General features: G+C 68.3%; 15 protein-coding genes and 1 pseudogene. 8 read left to right on the top strand and 8 right to left on the bottom strand.

The window, feature by feature from the left end:
- Positions 1 to 30 precede the first annotated feature (30 nt).
- The 3 genes from pyrH to rpsB form a co-directional block, all read right to left on the bottom strand.
- A complete protein-coding gene (gene pyrH, locus AB0K80_RS19680; protein ID WP_365671231.1) occupies positions 31 to 789 on the bottom strand; it encodes a UMP kinase in 759 nt (252 codons plus the stop codon).
- 188 nt (positions 790 to 977) lie between these two features.
- Positions 978 to 1,814 (bottom strand): translation elongation factor Ts, encoded by an 837-nt coding sequence (tsf, locus tag AB0K80_RS19675; RefSeq protein WP_365671229.1) that lies wholly within the window; start codon positions 1,812 to 1,814, stop codon positions 978 to 980.
- Positions 1,815 to 1,972: 158 nt separating this feature from the next.
- Positions 1,973 to 2,851 (bottom strand): 30S ribosomal protein S2, encoded by an 879-nt coding sequence (rpsB, locus tag AB0K80_RS19670; RefSeq protein ID WP_365671227.1) that lies wholly within the window; start codon positions 2,849 to 2,851, stop codon positions 1,973 to 1,975.
- Between the two features lie 272 nt (positions 2,852 to 3,123).
- Here rpsB and AB0K80_RS19665 point away from each other — a divergent pair, with 272 nt between their 5' ends.
- Positions 3,124 to 3,717 (top strand): M23 family metallopeptidase, encoded by a 594-nt coding sequence (locus AB0K80_RS19665; protein ID WP_365671225.1) that lies wholly within the window; start codon positions 3,124 to 3,126, stop codon positions 3,715 to 3,717.
- 27 nt (positions 3,718 to 3,744) lie between these two features.
- On the opposite strand, the gene AB0K80_RS19660 is transcribed toward AB0K80_RS19665, so the two are convergent.
- The 4 genes and pseudogenes from AB0K80_RS19660 to AB0K80_RS19645 form a co-directional block, all read right to left on the bottom strand.
- Entirely contained in the window at positions 3,745 to 4,302 is a 558-nt protein-coding gene (locus AB0K80_RS19660) for a helix-turn-helix domain-containing protein (RefSeq protein WP_365671380.1), read from the bottom strand.
- 107 nt (positions 4,303 to 4,409) lie between these two features.
- On the bottom strand, positions 4,410 to 5,258 hold the full coding sequence (whiG, locus tag AB0K80_RS19655; RefSeq protein ID WP_365671223.1) for an RNA polymerase sigma factor WhiG: 849 nt from the start codon (positions 5,256 to 5,258) through the stop codon (positions 4,410 to 4,412).
- A 271-nt stretch (positions 5,259 to 5,529) separates the two neighbouring features.
- Complete coding sequence (dprA, locus tag AB0K80_RS19650) at positions 5,530 to 6,669, bottom strand: DNA-processing protein DprA (RefSeq protein ID WP_365671378.1); 1,140 nt, start codon at positions 6,667 to 6,669, stop codon at positions 5,530 to 5,532.
- A 290-nt stretch (positions 6,670 to 6,959) separates the two neighbouring features.
- A pseudogene (locus tag AB0K80_RS19645) lies at positions 6,960 to 7,478 on the bottom strand (ATP-binding protein); the annotation flags it as partial.
- A gap of 205 nt (positions 7,479 to 7,683) precedes the next feature.
- On the opposite strand from AB0K80_RS19645, the gene AB0K80_RS19640 reads away from it, so the two are divergent.
- The 5 genes from AB0K80_RS19640 (at position 7,684) to AB0K80_RS19620 (ending at position 15,708) form a co-directional block, all read left to right on the top strand.
- Entirely contained in the window at positions 7,684 to 8,445 is a 762-nt protein-coding gene (locus AB0K80_RS19640; protein ID WP_365671221.1) for a hypothetical protein, read from the top strand.
- Positions 8,442 to 9,059, top strand: coding sequence for a sigma-70 family RNA polymerase sigma factor (locus tag AB0K80_RS19635; protein WP_365671219.1), 618 nt, complete (start codon positions 8,442 to 8,444; stop codon positions 9,057 to 9,059). The genes AB0K80_RS19640 and AB0K80_RS19635 overlap by 4 nt, the downstream gene beginning before the upstream one ends.
- Before the next feature lie 115 nt (positions 9,060 to 9,174).
- The gene (locus AB0K80_RS19630; protein ID WP_365671217.1) at positions 9,175 to 9,831 is read left to right on the top strand and encodes a hypothetical protein; all 657 of its coding nucleotides are present in this window, start codon (positions 9,175 to 9,177) and stop codon (positions 9,829 to 9,831) included.
- Positions 9,824 to 15,007, top strand: a complete 5,184-nt coding sequence (locus tag AB0K80_RS19625) for a hypothetical protein (protein ID WP_365671215.1) — start codon at positions 9,824 to 9,826, stop codon at positions 15,005 to 15,007. Before AB0K80_RS19630 ends, AB0K80_RS19625 begins: the two co-directional genes overlap by 8 nt.
- A 146-nt stretch (positions 15,008 to 15,153) precedes the next feature.
- Complete coding sequence (locus AB0K80_RS19620) at positions 15,154 to 15,708, top strand: GNAT family N-acetyltransferase (RefSeq protein ID WP_365671213.1); 555 nt, start codon at positions 15,154 to 15,156, stop codon at positions 15,706 to 15,708.
- On the opposite strand, the gene AB0K80_RS19615 is transcribed toward AB0K80_RS19620, so the two are convergent.
- A complete protein-coding gene (locus AB0K80_RS19615; protein WP_365671211.1) occupies positions 15,669 to 17,264 on the bottom strand; it encodes a helix-turn-helix transcriptional regulator in 1,596 nt (531 codons plus the stop codon). The genes AB0K80_RS19620 and AB0K80_RS19615 overlap by 40 nt on opposite strands.
- 242 nt (positions 17,265 to 17,506) lie before the next feature.
- Here AB0K80_RS19615 and AB0K80_RS19610 point away from each other — a divergent pair, with 242 nt between their 5' ends.
- Entirely contained in the window at positions 17,507 to 17,956 is a 450-nt protein-coding gene (locus tag AB0K80_RS19610) for an ATP-binding protein (RefSeq protein ID WP_365671209.1), read from the top strand.
- A complete protein-coding gene (locus AB0K80_RS19605; RefSeq protein ID WP_365671207.1) occupies positions 17,953 to 18,411 on the top strand; it encodes a hypothetical protein in 459 nt (152 codons plus the stop codon). Before AB0K80_RS19610 ends, AB0K80_RS19605 begins: the two co-directional genes overlap by 4 nt.
- Positions 18,412 to 18,415: the final 4 nt, after the last annotated feature.

The raw sequence follows: 18,415 nt of genomic DNA, 5'->3' as shown, positions 1-18,415 counted from the left end.
CCTGTCCCCAGGACGGTGTGGTTCATCCGGTCAGTCCCGGCTGCCCTGGTCACCCACCAGCGTGCCGATCTTCTCACCCTTGACGGCACGCGCGATATTGCCCTCCGCCAGAAGCTCGAAGACCACGATCGGGAGATTGTTGTCGCGGCACAGCGTGATGGCCGTGGCGTCGGCGACCTTCAGGTCGCGCGTGATGACCTCGCCGTAGCCGAGGTGGTCGAACTTCACGGCGTCGGGGTTGGTCTTGGGGTCGGAGTCGTAGACCCCGTCGACACCGTTCTTGCCCATCAGCAGCGCCTCGGCGTCGATCTCCAGGGCGCGCTGGGCGGCGGTGGTGTCGGTGGAGAAGTACGGCATGCCCATACCGGCGCCGAAGATGACCACGCGGCCCTTCTCCAGGTGCCGTACGGCGCGCAGCGGGATGTACGGCTCGGCGACCTGCCCCATGGTGATCGCGGTCTGCACGCGGCAGTCGACGCCCTCCTTCTCCAGGAAGTCCTGCAGGGCGAGGCAGTTCATCACGGTGCCGAGCATGCCCATGTAGTCGGAGCGGGCCCGGTCCATGCCGCGCTGCTGGAGTTCGGCGCCGCGGAAGAAGTTGCCGCCGCCGATGACGACCGCGATCTGCGCGCCGTCCCGGACGACGGCGGCGATCTCACGGGCGATCTTGTGCACCACGTCGGGGTCGACTCCCAGGCCCCCGCCACCGGAGAAGGCCTCGCCGGACAGCTTCAGCAGAAACCGGCCGGATACTTTGCCGTCGTCGCTCTTCTGGGCCTTCGTGGTCATGGGGATCCCGCCTCTTTCACGTGTTGCACATACGAAGAAGGCCATTGCCGGTGGGGCGTGTTTCGCATCCCATGCGGCAATGGCCTCCTCGTCAGATCTGCTGTCGTCGGGCACGCGCGTGTGCGTGACCGGGTACCCGAACGACTGCCCCCGACCCTATCGGGGTCGCGCGCCCGTCGGGTACGGACTCAGATGCCGACCTTGATGCGCGTGAAGCGCTTCAGGGTGACACCGGCCTCGTCCAGCACCTTCTGGACGGACTTCTTGTTGTCGAGCGCGTACGGCTGGCCCAGCAGGGTGGCGTCCTTGAAGAAGCCGTTGAGGCGACCCTCGACGATCTTCGGCAGGGCGGCCTCGGGCTTGCCCTCGGCGCGGGTGGTCTCCTCGGCGATGCGGCGCTCGGCCTCGACGACGTCGGCCGGGACGTCCTCCTTGGAGAGGTACTTCGGCGCGAAGGCGGCGATGTGCTGGGCGACGCCCTTGGCGACCTCGGCGTTCGGCTTGTCGAGCTCGACGAGGACACCGATCTGCGGGGGCAGGTCGGGCATCGTGCGGTGCATGTACGCCGTCACGTAGCCGTCGGAGAACTGCGCGAAGCGGTCCAGGACGATCTTCTCACCGAGGTTGGCGTTGGCCTCGTCCACGAACGCCTGGACGGTCTTGCCGGGCTCGATCTCGGAGGCGAGCAGGGCCTCGATGTCGGCCGGGGAGGTCTTGGCGACGTGCTCGGCGATGGCGTTGGCGACGGCCTGGAACTTCTCGCCCTTGGCGACGAAGTCGGTCTCGCACTTCAGCTCGACCAGGACACCGGAGGAGTTGTCGTCGGCGATGATCGAGACGACGGCACCGTTCTCGGCGGAGCGGCCCTCGCGCTTGGCGACGCCCTTCTGGCCCTTGATGCGCAGCGCCTCGACGGCCTTCTCGACGTTGCCCTCGGCCTCGTCCAGCGCCTTCTTGCAGTCCATCATGCCGGCGCCCGTGAGCTCGCGGAGCTTCTTGACGTCGGCGGCGGTGTAGTTCGCCATGAGTCTGTGAATCTTTCTCGAAGTCTGGAGGATCGAAGATCTGCGGGGTCCGCGACCTGCGTGGAGATGCAGACCGGCGACTCGCCGCTGACCTACGGGTGAACGGCGGGAGCGGACTTCATGTCATCCGCTCCCGCCGTCAACGCTGACGCTGACGGTCAGGCCTGCTCGCCCTCGGCGGCCTTCTCGCCCTCGGCCGGAGCGGCCTCGGCGGCCTCCGCGGCGGGGGCGGCCTCGGCGGCCGGAGCAGCCTCGTCGGCCTTCTTCTCACCCTCGAGCAGGTCGCGCTCCCACTCGGCGAGCGGCTCGCCCGCGGCCTTGTCACCCTTGCCGGCCTCGGCGACACCGGAGCGGGCCATCAGGCCCTCGGCGACGGCGTCGGCGATCACACGGGTGAGCAGGGTGACGGAGCGGATCGCGTCGTCGTTGCCCGGGATCTTGTAGTCGACCTCGTCGGGGTCGCAGTTGGTGTCGAGGATCGCGACGACCGGAATGTTCAGCTTCCGGGCCTCACCAACGGCGATGTGCTCCTTCTTGGTGTCCACGATCCAGACGGCGCTGGGCACCTTCTGCATCTCGCGGATACCGCCGAGGGTCTTCTCCAGCTTGGCCTTCTCACGCGAGAGGACCAGGAGCTCCTTCTTGGTCAGACCGGAGGACGCGACGTCCTCGAAGTCGATCTGCTCGAGCTCCTTCAGGCGCTGCAGACGCTTGTAGACGGTCGAGAAGTTGGTGAGCATGCCGCCCAGCCAGCGCTGGTTGACGTAGGGCATGCCGACGCGGGTGGCCTGCTCGGCGATGGCCTCCTGCGCCTGCTTCTTGGTACCGACGAACATGACCGTGCCGCCGTGGGCGACGGTCTCCTTGACGAACTCGTAGGCGCGGTCGATGTACGACAGCGACTGGAGCAGGTCGATGATGTAGATGCCGTTGCGCTCGGTGAAGATGAAGCGCTTCATCTTCGGGTTCCAACGGCGGGTCTGGTGACCGAAGTGGACGCCGCTCTCCAGCAGCTCCCGCATCGTGACGACGGCCATGGCCGTACTCTCCTTGTGTTTCCCGGTTGTGCCGCGGATGCCGGACGGCTTCCGCGCCTGACGCCCCGGTGCGCCGTGCCGCGAAGGACCGAGAGGCGCTGATACGGGCCTGGTGAGGGCCTCGTATCGGGGCGTGCGAAGTCGACCCGGTGGCCCGGGTCGCCACCAGAAGTGTACGGGACCCGCGGGGCGCCGGGTGACGCCGTTGTCCACAACCAGCCGGTGGTCCACAGCTCCGCGCCGTGATCGCCGATTTCGGGGACCCTGGCGCCATGCGAACGAAACGATGCGTGAGGGTGTGTGCACGATCGGTGCTGCTGGTGGTCCTGACGGTGACGGCCCTGCTGGCCCCGCCGCCGCACCTGCTGCTGGCGACCGGTGCCGTGACCGGTGTGGACGCGCAGATCCCGGCCGTGGGCCGGGCCTGGCCGGTCGGGGCGCGCCCACCCCTCCTGCGCGGCTGGGACCCTCCGCCGACGCCGTACGCCCGGGGCCACCGCGGCGTCGACCTGGCGGCAGCGCCCGGGACCCCGGTACGGGCGGTGGCGCCCGGCCGGGTGGCCTTCGCCGGCCGGGTGGCCGGGAAGGGCGTCGTCTCGGTGGCCCTGGCCGATACGGGCGACCCGCCTCTGCGCACGACCTACGAGCCGGTCCGTGCGTCGGTGCGCGAGGGGGACGAGGTGAGCGCCGGAGAGGTGATCGGCACGGTGGAGCCGACGGGCTCGCACTGCACGTCCCCCTGCCTCCACTGGGGCCTCCTCAGCGGCGAGACCTACCTGAACCCGCTCCTGCTGCTGCCCCCGTGGCTGCTGAACGACGGTCCGTCGAGACTGCTGCCGGTCCTGGGGGTGCCGTTGCCGTCATAGGCGTGCTCAGCACCCTCGGCCCGGGCCTCAGCCCCGCACACCCCGCAGAACCATCCCCACCGCGGCCTGCGCGACGACCGCCGGTTCCTCCGCGGCGCCCAGCTCGATCCGCCGCACGGCCGCGTCCACGACTCCCTGCACGAGCATCGCCGCCAGCCGGGGCTGCTCGTGTCCCAGCTCCCCCAGCGCCTCGACGATCATCGCGACGAGCCCCCCGTGTGCCGCCCGGATCTTCTCCCGGGCACCGGCATCGAGCTCGCTGGCGGAGATGGCGACCACGGCCCGGTGCCGCCGGTCCCCGACCAGCTCCAGCTGCTTGCGCACATACGCCTCGACCTTGGCCTCGGGGGCGACGGCCTGCTCCATCGCCGCCGACACCTCCGCCGCCCAGACCGGGAAGTCGACCTGGCACAGTTCCTCGACCACCGCCGCCCGTGACCGGAAGTACTCGTACACGGAGGACCGCGCGAGTCCCGTCCGCTCGGCGAGGGCCGGGAAGGTCAGCGCCTCCGTCCCGCCTTCGGACAGCAGGGTGCGTGCCGCGTCCAGCAGGGCGGCACGCTGCATCGACCGGTGCTCGGCCACGGAGGCCGCTCGAATCCTTGGCACGTCAACCCACTTTACGGACGCGCCACCCGCGGCGGGAGTCACTGCGCGACCCTGCCTCCGGTCCGGCCCCCGGGCCGGCGGCCTCAGCGTCCGAAGCTCGCCAGTTTCGCCCGCAGCTGGAGCACGGACTTGGTGTGGATCTGACTGACCCGGCTCTCGGTCACGCCCAGTACGTTCCCGATCTCGGCCAGCGTGAGCCCCTCGTAGTAGTACAGCGTGACCACGGTCTTCTCCCGCTCGGGCAGCGTGTTGATCGCCCGGGCCAGGAACCGCCGCAGCTCCCGGTCCTCGGCCACCTCCACCGGGTTGTCGGCGGCCGTGTCCTCCAGCGTGTCCATGAAGCTCAGGCCGTCGCCGCCGTCGCCGCCGTCGCCGCCGTGCAGCAACTCCTCCAGCGCCACGACGTTGGCCAGCGACAACTGGCTGAAGACGGCGTGGAGTTCATCGACCGTGATGTCCATCTCGGCGGCGACCTCGCTCTCGGTCGGCGTCCGCCGCAGCCGCGCCTCCAGCGTCGCGTACGCGCGCTCCACGGTGCGCGCCTTCTGCCGCACCGACCGCGGGATCCAGTCCAGCGCCCGCAACTCGTCGATCATCGCGCCCCGGATCCGGGTGATCGCGTACGTCTCGAACTTGATCTCCCGGTCGATGTCGAACTTCTCGATCGCGTCGATCAGCCCGAACACCCCGGAGGAGACGAAGTCCGCCTGGTCGACGTTGGGCGGCAGGCCCACGCTGACCCGTCCCGCGACGTACTTCACGAGCGGCGAGTAGTGCAGGATCAGCTGCTCTCGCAACCGCTCGTCTCCCGTCGCTTTGTACGACCGCCACAGCTCGTCGAGCGTCGAGGGAGCGGGCGGCCGCACGCTGCCACCGTCGCGGGCGGCTGGGGGGATCGCCGCCCGGTCGGACCCGGAGGTGTGCTGGGGCATTCGTCGCCTTGTGCCGTTCTGCCGTGGAGTGCTGGCGTCTGGGTGAGCTGTCTGTCTGATGTCGGGTTGCCTGTCCGTGTCGCGGATTCTCGTGAGCGTAGCGTGACTGACGTGTCGCGGTGCGCTAGGAACGGGGGCCTGACGGCGCGCAGATACGTTCCTCACGACGTCCCGCGCGACACGGCGATCACTCTTTGTGATCGTCGAACGAGCCCAACTGAGCGAATTGCAAGGGCTGTCGGCCTTCCCCCGGACGGCCGAACCAGCCCGTTCACCACGCTCCGTGGCCGCCATGGGGCGAGGTCATCGCCTGGCGTGTCAACTTCCAGCCGTCGCCGTGTCGTTCGACGTATCCGAGTGCTCTGAGTTCGTACAGCCTCGCGATCGCGTCGTCCGGACTGGTCTGCGCGCCCCGGGCGATCTCGGTCGGCCGGGCCGTCCGGCGGGCCGGGATCGCGGCCAGGACCTGCCGGGTGGCCGGCCCGAGGAGGTCCCGGGGCAGCACCGGGCCGCGGCGCTCCGGTGCCAGCTCTCCGATGTCGCCGACCAGTTCGACGACCTCGGCGGCGTCGGTGACGAGGACCGCGTCCCCGCGCAGCAGTTCGTGCACGCCCGCGGAGAGTCCGCTGGTGGCCGGTCCGGGTACTCCCATCGTGTGACGGCCGAGGCGCTGCGCCGCCCGCGCGGTGGCCAGTGAGCCGCTGCGGTGGGCGGCCTCGACGACCACGGTGCCCCTGGTGAGCGCGGCGATCACCCGGTTGCGCAGGATGAACCGGGCAGGCGTCGGATGGTCGCCGGGCGGCAGTTCGCCGACCACCAGCCCCTGCTCCGCGATCCGGGTGATCAGCCCGGTGTGGCCGCGCGGGTAGGGCCGGTCGACCCCGCAGGCGAGTACGGCGACGGTGGCGCCGCCCGCGCCGAGGGCGCCGCGATGGGCGGCGCCGTCGATCCCGTAGGCGCCGCCGGAGACCACGACCCAGCCCTGTTCGGCGAGTCCGGCGGCGAGGGTGGCCGCCATGTGGGCCCCGTACTCGGTGCAGGCCCGGGCACCCACGACGGCCACCGACCTGAGCGCCCACATGCGCAGGCTGGGAGCGCCGCGCACCCACAGGCCCAGGGGCCGGGCGTCGCCGAGGTCGTCGAGCTGCCCGGGCCACTCGGTGTCCCCCGGGCACACGAAGCGGACCCCGGCGTCCCGGGCGACGGCGAGATCCCTGCCCGGTTCGGCCTGCTCGGCCCTGGCCAGCAGCCCCGCCCACCGCTTGCCGCTCACGCCGGGCAGGGCCGGGCCGCCCTGCCGCAGCCGCCGGACCACTTCTGCCACCCCGAACTCCCGCACCCACCGCCCGCCGGCCTCGTCACCGGGTTCGATGACACGGGTGAGGAAGATCCGGCCGAGCCGCTCGGTGATGCGGCTCGGCGGGTGCTCGTCGTTCCGGCCGGACAGGTCTTCGTCGTTCCGGCCGGACAGGTCCCCGTCATGCCGGCCGGACACGTCATCGCCGCTCGCGCCGGACAGGTCGCCGGCATGCCGGCCGGGCACGTCATGGCCGCTCGCGCCGGACTGGCCCCCGACGTTCCGGCCGGACACGTCCTCGCTGCTCCACCCCGAGCTGGCTTCGCCGAGGCGTTCCCCGGTCCCGCCCGGCGCGCGTTCCCCGTTCCGGCCGGGCAGCTCGAAGCCCGGTTCACCGCCGGCGGTCACGTCAGCGCCCCGATGGCCATGGGAACGCCACGTGGCACCCCGGTGCGCAGTTGCAGGGCCAGGGCGACGTCCGTGGCGTCGGGCCGGTCGTGGCCGACCAGGTCGGCCACCGTCCAGGCGACCCGCAGCACCCGGTCGAGTCCACGCGCGGTCAGCACGCCGCGTTCCAGGCTCCGCTCGGCCTCGTCCATGGCGCCGGGTGCGGCGTACCAGCGGCTGCGCAGCTCGCGTCCGGGCACCTCGCTGTTGGTGTGCCAGGGGGTGCCGGCGAGACGGGCCGCCGCGCGTTCCCGGGCCGCGCGAACCCGGTCGGCGACCACGGCGGTGGACTCGCCCTGGGCGCCGCACGCCGTCAGTTCGCTGCGGGTGACACGGTCCACCTCGACCCGGAGGTCGACCCGGTCGAGCAGCGGACCGGACAGCCGGGCCTGGTAGCGGCGGATCGCCGAGGGCGGGCACTCACACTCGGCGTCCCGCTGCGAGAAGCGCCCGCAGGGGCACGGGTTGGCGGCGAGCTTATGGGGGTCCTTCAATACTGTCCGTTGTCCGTACCTGGAGCTACAACCTCAGATCTTCCTCCGCGCACACGGAGCCCCCACGACGCGCGGTGCGAACTCCCCGCTCCTTCTGATGTCACTCCGCGTGATCTGAGACTCTCCACGGCTGACTACGTCTCGGCAGAAATCCATGGGGACGCGGCGTCGTCTCCGGCGCACCTGCGTGCTGGCCAGCATGTCGATATCGCCCGTACTCGTCATCGAGGTGCAGATCAGCCAAGATGGTGAGAGTAGTGATGAAGTGACCGTAACAGTAGCCGTAGCCGCGGTGACCGCCGTGCTCCTCAGCGAACTGGCGTTCGACGCTGACCACACCGCCTACTGGCGGCGCTGGTTGGGCCCGTTCGGCTACCTCTGGCGCCGCGCCCTGCTCGCCCTGGTCCCGGTAGTACTCGCGATGCTGCTGTGCCAAGCCGTCTCCACAGGCGGAGGAATCGCACAACAGTTCGGCAGAGGGCTGGTGACCGGCGTGTCGGCTGCGGCCATGCTGCGTGCTGACCCCCACCTCCGGGTGCGAGGCATTCGGAGTACTGAGTCAGCACAAAGCGCCTCGGCGCTTTCGTGGATCTACAAGCAGGCATGTCGGCGCTTCGACGCACGTGCACGCCAGAGCATCGTGGCCTTCATGTCGCAGCTGCGGAAGCCAGGGGCCGACTACAGGAATCTCGTGACGACCGCTGAAGAGATCGAGGGGGTCATCAGCCAGGAGATCAAGACCCTACAGCCGACCAAGCACCGCCAGGCCTGCCAAACCCGTCTGGACTCCCTCCGGGAGCAGATGGACCTGGTCATTGACCCTTACGCCGATGACCGCACGGTAAGGCGGGCTGCGGCCGCCTTGGCCGAGTTGATCGCCAATGAGATGGAACAGCGCCGGTGGAACCGACCACCCGCGATCAAGGAAACACCGAAGGAGCGCCAGTGACTGATACCGCTCCCCAGCAGACACAGTTCGCAACCGACTGCGCGACGCTCACCAGGCTGCTCAAGGACCAAGAAGGCGGAAAACTCCTCGAGCCAGCCGATGAGCAGGCGCTGTTCTCAGCGCTGTCCAATGTGACCGCCACCCTACCCCGGCTGCTCGGTCAGCGGATCCGGAAGATCGGTCGAGAACCGGAGGACATCGCCCAGGAAGCACTCGAACGCTTCATCAAAGCGGTGCGCGCCGGACGTGTAGATCCAGACCGGTCGCCAGCCGGCTACCTGTTGACCGTCGCCATGAACGTCGCTCGCGACAAAGAACGCGGGCCTGACACCACTCCGTTCGAGGACGCTGTCCCGGTGTTGGGGACTGAGATCGACCAGGTCACCCGGATGCTCGACGCGCTGGCATCCGCTTCGACAGTGCGCCGGGCCCTGGCCCGCGCCTCCAACGACCAGATGGTCTTGGACGTGGTGGCCGCCTGGCTCGACCTCGCCCACAGGAACGGCAGGGAGCCAACAAGCCGAGAGGTCGCCGTGATGGTCGGGATCAGCAAGACCACCGTGGCCAACGTGCTGGCACGGTTCCGAAGCCTCCTCCAGGAGGAACAGGACTGACATTCCAGATCAGTCCCGGAACAGGTGGCCAAACGGCGACCAACTTCCGTACTCGTCTATGGCGCCCCTTCAAGGGACGTCGAATACGACCGGTAATGACGTATGGAGGTGCCCAGTGGAGCGCGCAGAACGCTTTCAGAGCACGCGAGGCCTGACGGGCCAGCCCGAGAGCGCCTCAGCCGAAGTCGATGAGCTGGCCCGCACTGTGCCACCACGACTCGCAGAATTTCTGTCCCGGCTGGCGTACCTCGCGCCAACTGGCCAGCAACTAGCTCTTGAGATGCTCGGGCCCGGATCCCGGCTAGTACTGGAGGCCCTGCGTCTCGTGGAAACCGGCAGGTCCGGAGGGCTAACCGAACGGGGCCGGCTGGTCTCGGAGCGGCTGGCGGATCACCCATCGGCCTCGATCCCTGAGGCCCCGGACAACGCCTGGCAAGTCGGCAGCCTTCGGCAGATCGCCCGAATCATCCCGGTCGGCGAACGCGACCTAGCCGCGGCCGCCACCGATGACGAGGAGAGCGGAAAGGAGCGTGCCGTGGTGTATGAACTGTCACCAAGCTCCGAAGCGGCCAGTGCAACGGTGGAGGTAATCCGAGTTGGCCCGGAGTACTGGCTGTGGCAGCGCAGCGGCCCCGACAAAGTGGTAGTTGTGGAATCGATGGAGGCATTGCCAAGCAGCGCGGAACCCTTCATTCTCTCTAACCCGGGCGATGAAGCCCCATCTCAGCTGCTGCGCACGAAACTGGCGCTAAGCAGGGAAAGCTATGGCTGATCAGTCCACTTCCGTGATCGGCTCACAGCAATGGGAGCTTGCCCTCCGCCTGCAGGAGGCACTCCTGCGGCTGGATCTGTGTGCCCGGGAGATTCCGAAGTCAGGATCGAGCCAGGCACCAGAGCAGGAGGTGGCTAGCTCGCTGCGGGAAGTCTTCAGCGCCTTCCGGGATCTTAGGGAGCACGGCAACGCGGGGTTGCGCGGCATCCCCGCATGGCTCGGACCAGGAGAGAACGCTGCAGTCAGTGGGACGGGCCACCCCGCGGGACTGCGCCTGCTCCGAGAACGGTTGGCGTCGTCAACACCGATATGGAAGCAGATAAGCGACTTTCTCTCCGCCCGGCCCGACGGGTTTCTGATGAACACGCTTGAACACCAGTGGCGCACGCTCAGTCATACCATCCCGGGCCCTGGTGAGGAGGCCGCCAAGACGCCCGAGCGGGATGTGGACCCTGGCATCAGAGTGGTGTTCCCCACGGTGCACACGGCCAGCGGGAACGGCTTCCTTGTAGAGATGCTGCTCTATCCTCGCGCCCAAGCCGACCGCGGCGACACCAAGCACAAGCAAACGGACAGCTTCAAGCGTGGGCTGGCAGTCGGCAGGCAGGCGGCACTTGAGCTCGCCGAAAGCATCGGCGTTCCCCAGGAGGTCCTAGAGCCCTGGAAAGACTGCCATCGTGTCTTCCACGGCATCCCGCCACCCATGGGGCTGCGTGATACCTCAGCAAGCGTCGCGACCGCTGTTGCGCTGATTCGGCACTGGCTCGACCTTCCCGCCAACGATCGTCTGGTCACTGGCGACATGGGAGCCGACGGGGTGATGGGCAACCTGCCGAATGAGGCGCACCTTGCTGCCAAGCAGCAAGCCGCAAGCGATCATGGCCTGACACTGCTGCCCCTCGAATCAGGATGGAAGCTCCCTGCCGTCTGCCGCCTCCTGTGGCCGGAATCCTGGGACAGCATCGTGGCACGGACGGCGCAGAAGAGTCTCAGAGACCACGGTCACGAGGTTTGCGTCGTCACCGACGTGCAGACCGAGGCGACTCCTGACGAATGGGATTTCTTGCCGGTCCACCTCGACGTCGCCGAGAACATTCTCCTGCGCATGAATGCTGGGGCCCCTGCCGTTGTCGTTGGCGGGCCCAGATCATCGGCACGATCGACGGCCGCTCGCCAGGCGGCACTGCAGTGGGGGCAAGCGCGGCAAGCACCCGTCATCGAGGTGCGACTGAAGGATGGCATGCTGCCGGAGCGGACCGAGCTGGAGCAGGTCATCACCCTCGCGCGACATGCGGCTGATATCCACCCCGATGCCCAGGCCGCTGTCATCCTCGAGGACCTGCTCCCATACGAAGGCGCCGTTGACCTCGACGCCGTGCTGCCGCCCACCGCAGAGCGGACCGTCTCGACCATCATCGCTGTCTGTCTGTACTCCGGCGGTATCCGCTGGAAAACCGACGAGGTGGCAACCGTGCCGAGTCTGCACCGGTCTAAGGACTTGCGCGCGTTCACCGAGGAATTCGCCCAGCACAATGGTCTCAATCTAGACCATAGCCAACTCGCTCTCGCGCGGCGAGCCTCTGGTGGTGACCTCTGGTGGCTCGTGCGCCTGCTGTTGCACAAACAATTGCCATCCCCCGTGCCCGAGGCTGACCTAAACGAGGCACCCACCACAGCCGCGCTGACCATGGCTTCCAGCAAACCGACGGAGACTGGCGGAGCGCAGGAGCAGTACGGAGGAGCCGACGCACTCGCAACAGTGTTGAAAGCCTATGCGCGGCGAATGCGCAGAGAAGTCGCCCCAGGCTCCTTGAAGCAGATCAGGGCGGTTGCCGCCGCAAGCCTGCTGCGTATCGCTGTACCGGAGACCCTCCTCGGCACAGTGCCGGAGTCAATGCTCCGTAAAGCTGGTGCGCAGCGCGACCACATGGGTCGCTGGTATTTCGCCCGGCGCATCACCTGCCACGCCCTGCTCGCTACGCAGGAGGGAGTGACCGACCCGACGGGGCGAGAGTGGATCGTCGAGGCACAGTACAAGGCACTGTATGAGCTGCTCCAGCCGCGCTTGAACACGTACGACCCCATGGTGACGCGGTTTATCACCGTGGTTCTGACGGCGGCGAAGGCGGTGGAGCCCGGCCTCCACTCTCGGCTACTGCGCCTCGTGACTGCAGCGCTTTCCCGCATTGAGGAGAGCGCACCTCCAGTGCTGGTGGCGTACGCGCTGCTCGCCAGCGGTTCAGAAGGACCAGACGGCGGCCGCCACCTCTTCGACACTCTGATCGGCAGCCTCTACGCCGCCGGCTGGCGCGCCATGACCGCCCGCCAGGCCACGACCTGCCTACGAGCGATCCGCTCGTATCGCGACTTCACTGATTCCGCGGTGCACCCAGTCCACCAGAAGGAGGTCCTCGACCAGATCGCCCCCAGTATGAAAGAAGTCCTTACACGCACTGATCCCGTCCAGGGCCTCCTGTTCATCCACGAACTCGGCCAACTGTGGGACGAGAGGACCATGGATCAGATCATTCCGCTGGCGGTCGCGACCACGAAGAAGTGCGATGCCAGCCGGGTGGAGCACTACGAGGCTGCCGTGCGGCTGATCGACGCTGCCCTGCGATACAGCGATGACCGCGGCGCGGCGCTCGAGTCGTTCGCCAAGGCACCAGGCGTGCGGCGCTTGGTCAAGGCGGATACCCGCCACGACGCTGGGCTGATCCTTGCGCGGGCTGCTCTCCGTATGATGCTCGGCCTCCCCGCCGACGAGGTGACTGACAACCCCACGCGGCTGGGGGCGGTCGTCACAGCGGCGTTGCGAAAATCAAAACCAGTAAATATGACCAGCGGGCTGATGCTGATAGAGCAAGTCGATGTGAGGGTCGCCCGATTGATCGTTCAAGCCTCGGCCATAGACGACTGGCTCAGGAGGCTGCTGCTCGAGGCTCAGTACACCCCGTGGCAGGCGGCAAAGCTAATCCGAGCACTGGGAAAGGTCGACTTCCGCTCTATTCTGAGCGTTCTCTATACGGGCAAGGGCTCAGCCGCCGACCCGAAGGTCATCACCGCACTAACTGAGTGCGTCATACGGATGGGTGATCTCAAGGGTGTCGGACACGTCGTGTCGGCCGTCACCTCGGTTGATGCCGTCTGGGGACCCGGAGGACTCGACAGCGCTGCGGCCCAGCTCTGCGCACAACTAAGAGGGTTCATCGACGCAGCACTGGAGGACGAGACTCGCGGCAGCGTGGTGCATGCGGTGGTCACCGCGCTGGTGGGTGCGGATATTCCACAGGAGGACCTGCACTCCCTGGTCGAACGCTGCGTAGACGTGGTGGCGACGGAGGCCGAGCGCAATCAGAAGGATCAAGCACCACGGCTGGCTCTGCTGTTGGGCAGGCATGAGGCTGTTGGGCCAGAGTTCCTCAGCCTGCTCGATTCGCGCCTTTCGGACCAACTACTGTTCGACCGCATGACTCACTCGCCGTCCGTTGAGACGCGCGCAGCGTACATGGACCTTGCCCGCGCGCTACGCCGCACCACGAACGACCAGTTCCGCACTAGATTCCTAAGTCTGGACTGGCTGGAGGACTCCAAGACAGTGCTGCGCGTCGGCAATGTGGTCAACTCACTGAAAGGCATGCGTGCCTACACGCGCCTGCTGAGAGACACAGGGACGGTTGCGTTCTCCAAGGAGAAGGTCGTGCGGGCCGTCGACAACGATCCCCAGTGGTGGGCCAAGCGGCTCAAGCGGCTATATCACCCGGCGCAGTGGAGCGAAGCCCTGCATCTGCTGCACCACCTCGCTCCTGGCATGGCCGCCGACTCCCTGCGGCAACTCGACATCCTCTTCAGGCCCGAGGCGGCGTATGGGGGGGTGCGGCGCACTGCGCCGGCCCACATGGCAAAGACCGCCCGGGAGAATAAGGCGCCGATTCCATCGGGGCCGTCGCCCGCCCGGGTGGCCGAGCAACAGCAGCGCAAATTGTTCCGAGGGCTGCTGGCGATGGCCAATCAGCGTTTCGTTCAGCCTGACGACGTGGTGAAGCTTGTGCACGCCGTCCGGACCATCAATGAGGGGGCGGGCCATGGCATGGGCGCTGCCCTATCCGCCAACAAGCGGTGGGAACGGCGGGTACGACCTCTGCTTGAGACGGACTCACCCGTATATTTCGGCGACCAGCTGCGACTGATGGCGGAGAACCACCTGGACCTTCCCACATCCCTCCGAGATCGGCTGTTCAGGAAATGGAACGCCCAGGCATACGACTACCGTTCCCCAGCAGTGGTGCAGAGCCTCGTCCGCGGATTCGCCGCTTGGGGGCCGGAGGGCGCGCAACTAGCCGAGCAGCTTGTGGGCAACCTGAACCTCGAACGCATCGCCCTGCGCATTGGACGCGGTCTGCCCCGCGACATGACCATGGCTTCCGCTCTCATTCGGACGCTCGACGTCTGGGGACCGGAGGGCAGCGCCGAGCAGATAGCAATATCCATCCCCCCGAACGCCTTGGCACTCGTCGACGTAGTCAGCGCAGTGGAACTGCTGCAGGCTCTTCTGGATGCCTGCCCTCACAAGATCGCTAACCATCTCCAAGCTTCTGTCGAGGCCATCTCGGTTCAGTCGCAGCTGCATTACGTGCCCGATCCGGAAGTGCACTGGCGGGAACTCGGCTGGTTGATCCGTACCACGGGTGCCGCAGGTGGTGACGTGCCAGATTCGGACGCCCTCCATGACCGTGTCAATGCCGACTGCCCTTGCCCGGAGATCATTGCCTGGGTGACTGGCTGTCTTGGTCAGTTCCCGCCCCCAAGTAGCTGGTTTCCGGATGATGTCTCTCCCCCACCTTGGGCCGAGGCAGCCCGGCTGTTGGTCCACTCCGAGCTCGCCCCTCCCGACCACCCTCTCCCCGGCGAACTCGGGACCATCCTCCGCAGAGTTTCCCTTCGCTGGCAGATCCACCTACTGCGCCGTGCCGCCCGCGACCCGGCATTGCGCCGCACCCTCACCGACGACGACCTGATACGCATGAGGTTCCTTGGTAACCGACACCTGAGCGTTGGTCGCCCTTCTGGCGACGCCCTGCTCCAAGCTGTCGATGTCCTCACCCCACGTCACTCCGAGGGGGCAGAGGTCCACTTGTCCACACCGCCGGCATCCGACAGCGATGACGTCCGATAAACCGTGTCCTTCCCATAATTTCCGGCGACGCTACTGGTGTGATCGTTCACGGCCAGGTGCGCTTCGCGTAAGCATCCTGGACGGGCGCTGACCTGGCGGGAACGGGCCCCTGTTCCCTTATGCCGGGGCACCCTAGCCTGACCGCCATGGCGATCAACGACGTGTCTTTGACACACCACGACGGTGCGGAAGCCGCTGGGCTGCTGGAGGAGCTGTGTGACGCGTACGCGGATGCTTACGGGGTGGAGCCGGGAGAGGAGAAGACGGCTGCGTTTCGCCACCGGGCGGCGAAACAGTTTACGCGGCCCGGCTTCGCCCTAGTGGCGGCGCGGAACGGTGGCCAGCTGGTCGGATTCGTTTTCGGCTACACGCTCCCGGCCGGGGATACGCACTGGTGGGGCGGGGTGCAGCCGGAGCCCGCGGCGGAGTTCCTGGAGGAGACCGGGTCGCGGACGTGGGTGCTGTCGGAGATCGAGGTGCGGCGGGCCTGGCAGGCCAAGGGCGTGGGCCGGGCGCTGCATGACGCAGCGCTGGGCGCGCGGGGCGAGGAGCGGGCGACGCTGGCGACGGGGCCGGACGCTGCGGCGCAGCCGGTGTATGAGTCCTGGGGGTGGCGGCGGGTGGGCCGGATTCCCGGGGAAGAGGGCGACTACTACTCGGCCTACGACTTGTTCGTGCTGGAGCTGCCGGTCAGCCGGTAGTGGGCCAGCAGGTCGTCGAGGGTTCGGACGGCCCGGCTGCGCTGCCAGGGCGTGAGGGCGGTGCGGAGGTCGGCGATGCGCTGGGTGATGCGCGGGGAGCGGTTGACGCGGGAGATGCGGGCGATGTCGCCGACGATGGTGCTGGCCTCGGCGATGTCGCCCTGCTTGAGGTGGGCCTGGCTCTCCAGGGCGAGGGTGTGGGCGTAGTTGTGCACGTTGGTGGGGTCGATCATGCGCAGTGAGGTGCGGGCGGCTGCCAGGGCCTTCTCGGGAGTGCCGAGGACGAGGGCGCATTCGGCGCTGGTACCCCAGTAGAAGGACTCGTCGTAGAAGTACCACCAGGAGGCGAGGGGCGTGCCGGCAGCCAGGTGGTCACACACCGCGGTGTGTTCCTGTTCGAGGGCGCGGCGGGCCTTGTCGGGCTGCTGGGCGGCGGCAAAGGCGCGGGCGGCGACGTCGGCGGCATAGCCGAGGGCGGCCGGGCTTTCGGTCTGGGCGGCCCAGGCCTGGGCGGCAATGGCGTGGTCGATGCCGACGCGGGGTTTGTTCTGCCAGGTGGCCAGCTGGCTCATGGTGCACAGGACGTAGGTGACGAGTTCGGTGTTCTCCGCGTCGTGGGCGGCGGTGCGGGCGTCGTCGTAGTAGTACTGGGCGGCCCGGTAGTCGCCGAGGTTGTACAGCTGCCAGCCGACCATCTGGCTGAGCTCGGCGTACACGGTCAGCACCCGGGAGCGGAGTTCTTCAGGGGCATTGGCGACGAGATCGGCGATGACTTGGCGTTGGGCGAGGGCGGTCTGCAGGGCGATCTGTGGGCCGAGGACGTCTCCTTGGCGGCGGTAGTGCTGCAGGACGCGTTCGGCGTGGGTGATGGTGGCGAGATCCAGGCGGCTGGGGTCGTCGAGGACGGCGGCGACGCGGTCGCGTTCGTCGGCGTCGGCGATGTCCAGCAGCGGCGCCGCGGCAGCCACGGTGAGCGCGGTGCTGATCTTCAGGAGCAGTTCGCGGCGGTCGAGCCCGGGGTTGGCCCGCTGTACCCACATGATCAGTGCCTGTGCCAGTTCCTCGAAGCGTACGTCGTGCAGCCGGTGGACCAGGGTGCTGGCCAGCTGCGGCGTGAGTAAGAGCGGTTCGGCGGCTAGGCCTTCTGGGAGGTCGGCGCCGACTGCGGGGGCGGTGCCAGCTGGGGCCGGTGACGGGTGTGGCGGCGGGTGGCCGTGGTTGGGGAGGTCGGCGAGCAGGTCGGGGACGGAGCATTCGTAGAGCTGGGCGAGCCGGTCCAGGGTGTCGAGCGAGGGGGCGTGCCCGGTGCTGGCGGGCCAGAGCTCCCAGGTGGAGATGTTCTTGAAGGTCTTGGGGTCGTCCGGCCACCGCTGGTTCCACAGCTCGGCGACCTGGCGCTGGCTCAGGCCGCGGGCCAGCCGGGGCGCCACGCGGGCGTTGACCCGGTAGCGGTGCCGGATGGCGGCAGCCGCCTCGGGCCAGGTATTGCCGGCCGCCCGCAGCTCGGTGGCGAACTGCACCTGTTCCTGCCTGCGGCTCCGGGGTCTTGCTGCCACCCAGCCCCCCTCTCGGCCGTGTGTGGATCGCACCTTGTTCAGCACGGTAGCGCGGCGCGGGGTGCGTCAACACGCGTGTGTTCTTTCCCGGTTGAACCGGGAGATCGCGGCCTCATATTGGCGGCTGGACGGGATGGCCCTGCGTGCTGCGACGGCGCAACAGTTGGGGCTCCGCTTCACTAGCGAACTTGGTTCGCGGTGTCGCCCGTTCCCGCCGACGTGCCTCGGGGTGATGCAGCGTCATGCGTCTGACTACCCATACCGATCCGGGCCTGACACAGGCCGGTTCCTCCTCCGTCACGGTCCGGGCCCTGGAGATAAGCATCGCTGCGGACAGGGCGCTGGTCGCCGAGGTGCGGCACTCGGTGCGGGCGACGCTGGCGTCCTGGGGTGCAGGCGCCATTGCCGACGACATGGCGGTGGTGGCGTCCGAGCTGGCCTCCAACGCGCTCAAGCACGCTGGCAGTGACGCCACCGTGCGGTTGCGGCTGGTGGAGGGCCAGGCGCTGCTGGAGGTCGATGACGGCTCCATGCAGCGGCCGGTACCGCGCCGGGTCGGCGCGGAGGTCGAGGAAGGCCGCGGCCTGTTCCTGGTGCAGACCCTGGCCGCCGAGTGGGGCTGGAGATATCGCGAGGGCGGCGGCAAGACGGTGTGGGCGTCGCTTCCCGCACCCGCGGGGTGTGCGGCATGACAGCGTCTCCCCACGGCAGCGGGCCGCTGGCAGACGCCGGCGCGCGGCCGGGGTTCTGGTGCGAGTGCCTGCTGACCTCGGCGGCATCGGACAGCACGGTGCTGGTTGGTTCCTTCGATGCCTATGCCGTCGGCGATGCGGTGCGCTGGATCCGCATCGCCGTGCGCATGTTGGTCTCCGTGGTCGACGCGGCCGAGGCCGAGCCGGTCCACGAGTGGCTGCTGTTCGGTTCGAATCCCACCGCCGCCGCGCTGGAGCGCGGCGAGCCGTTCGCCATCGCGCTGCGGCACGAGCAGCTGCGGCTGGTCTGGAGTGCGCGGCCCGTCGGCTTCCTGCCGCTGGCCCACCGCATCGGCCGTGCGCTGCCGCCGTGCGCGTCCGAGTGGGCGCAGCCCGCCGCGCTGCGGGCAGCCCTGACGGCTTCGCAGAACCCCCATCTGCCCGCACGCCGCTGACGCG

The sequence above is a fragment of the Streptomyces sp. NPDC052682 genome, assembly GCF_040678435.1.
GTDB lineage: Bacteria > Actinomycetota > Actinomycetes > Streptomycetales > Streptomycetaceae > Streptomyces.
The sequence above is the reverse complement of the archived record's forward strand: the minus strand, read 5'-3'. Positions and strand labels throughout refer to the sequence as shown.

Excerpts from the sequence above, each read along its gene's own strand:
- AB0K80_RS19620 (WP_365671213.1), top strand. The coding sequence starts at position 15,154 with ATGGCGATCAACGACGTGTCTTTGACACACCACGACGGTGCGGAAGCC.
- rpsB (WP_365671227.1), bottom strand. The coding sequence starts at position 2,851 with ATGGCCGTCGTCACGATGCGGGAGCTGCTGGAGAGCGGCGTCCACTTC.
- whiG (WP_365671223.1), bottom strand. The coding sequence starts at position 5,258 with ATGCCCCAGCACACCTCCGGGTCCGACCGGGCGGCGATCCCCCCAGCC.
- tsf (WP_365671229.1), bottom strand. The coding sequence starts at position 1,814 with ATGGCGAACTACACCGCCGCCGACGTCAAGAAGCTCCGCGAGCTCACG.
- pyrH (WP_365671231.1), bottom strand. The coding sequence starts at position 789 with ATGACCACGAAGGCCCAGAAGAGCGACGACGGCAAAGTATCCGGCCGG.
- AB0K80_RS19610 (WP_365671209.1), top strand. The coding sequence starts at position 17,507 with ATGCGTCTGACTACCCATACCGATCCGGGCCTGACACAGGCCGGTTCC.
- AB0K80_RS19625 (WP_365671215.1), top strand. The coding sequence starts at position 9,824 with ATGGCTGATCAGTCCACTTCCGTGATCGGCTCACAGCAATGGGAGCTT.
- AB0K80_RS19665 (WP_365671225.1), top strand. The coding sequence starts at position 3,124 with ATGCGAACGAAACGATGCGTGAGGGTGTGTGCACGATCGGTGCTGCTG.
- AB0K80_RS19605 (WP_365671207.1), top strand. The coding sequence starts at position 17,953 with ATGACAGCGTCTCCCCACGGCAGCGGGCCGCTGGCAGACGCCGGCGCG.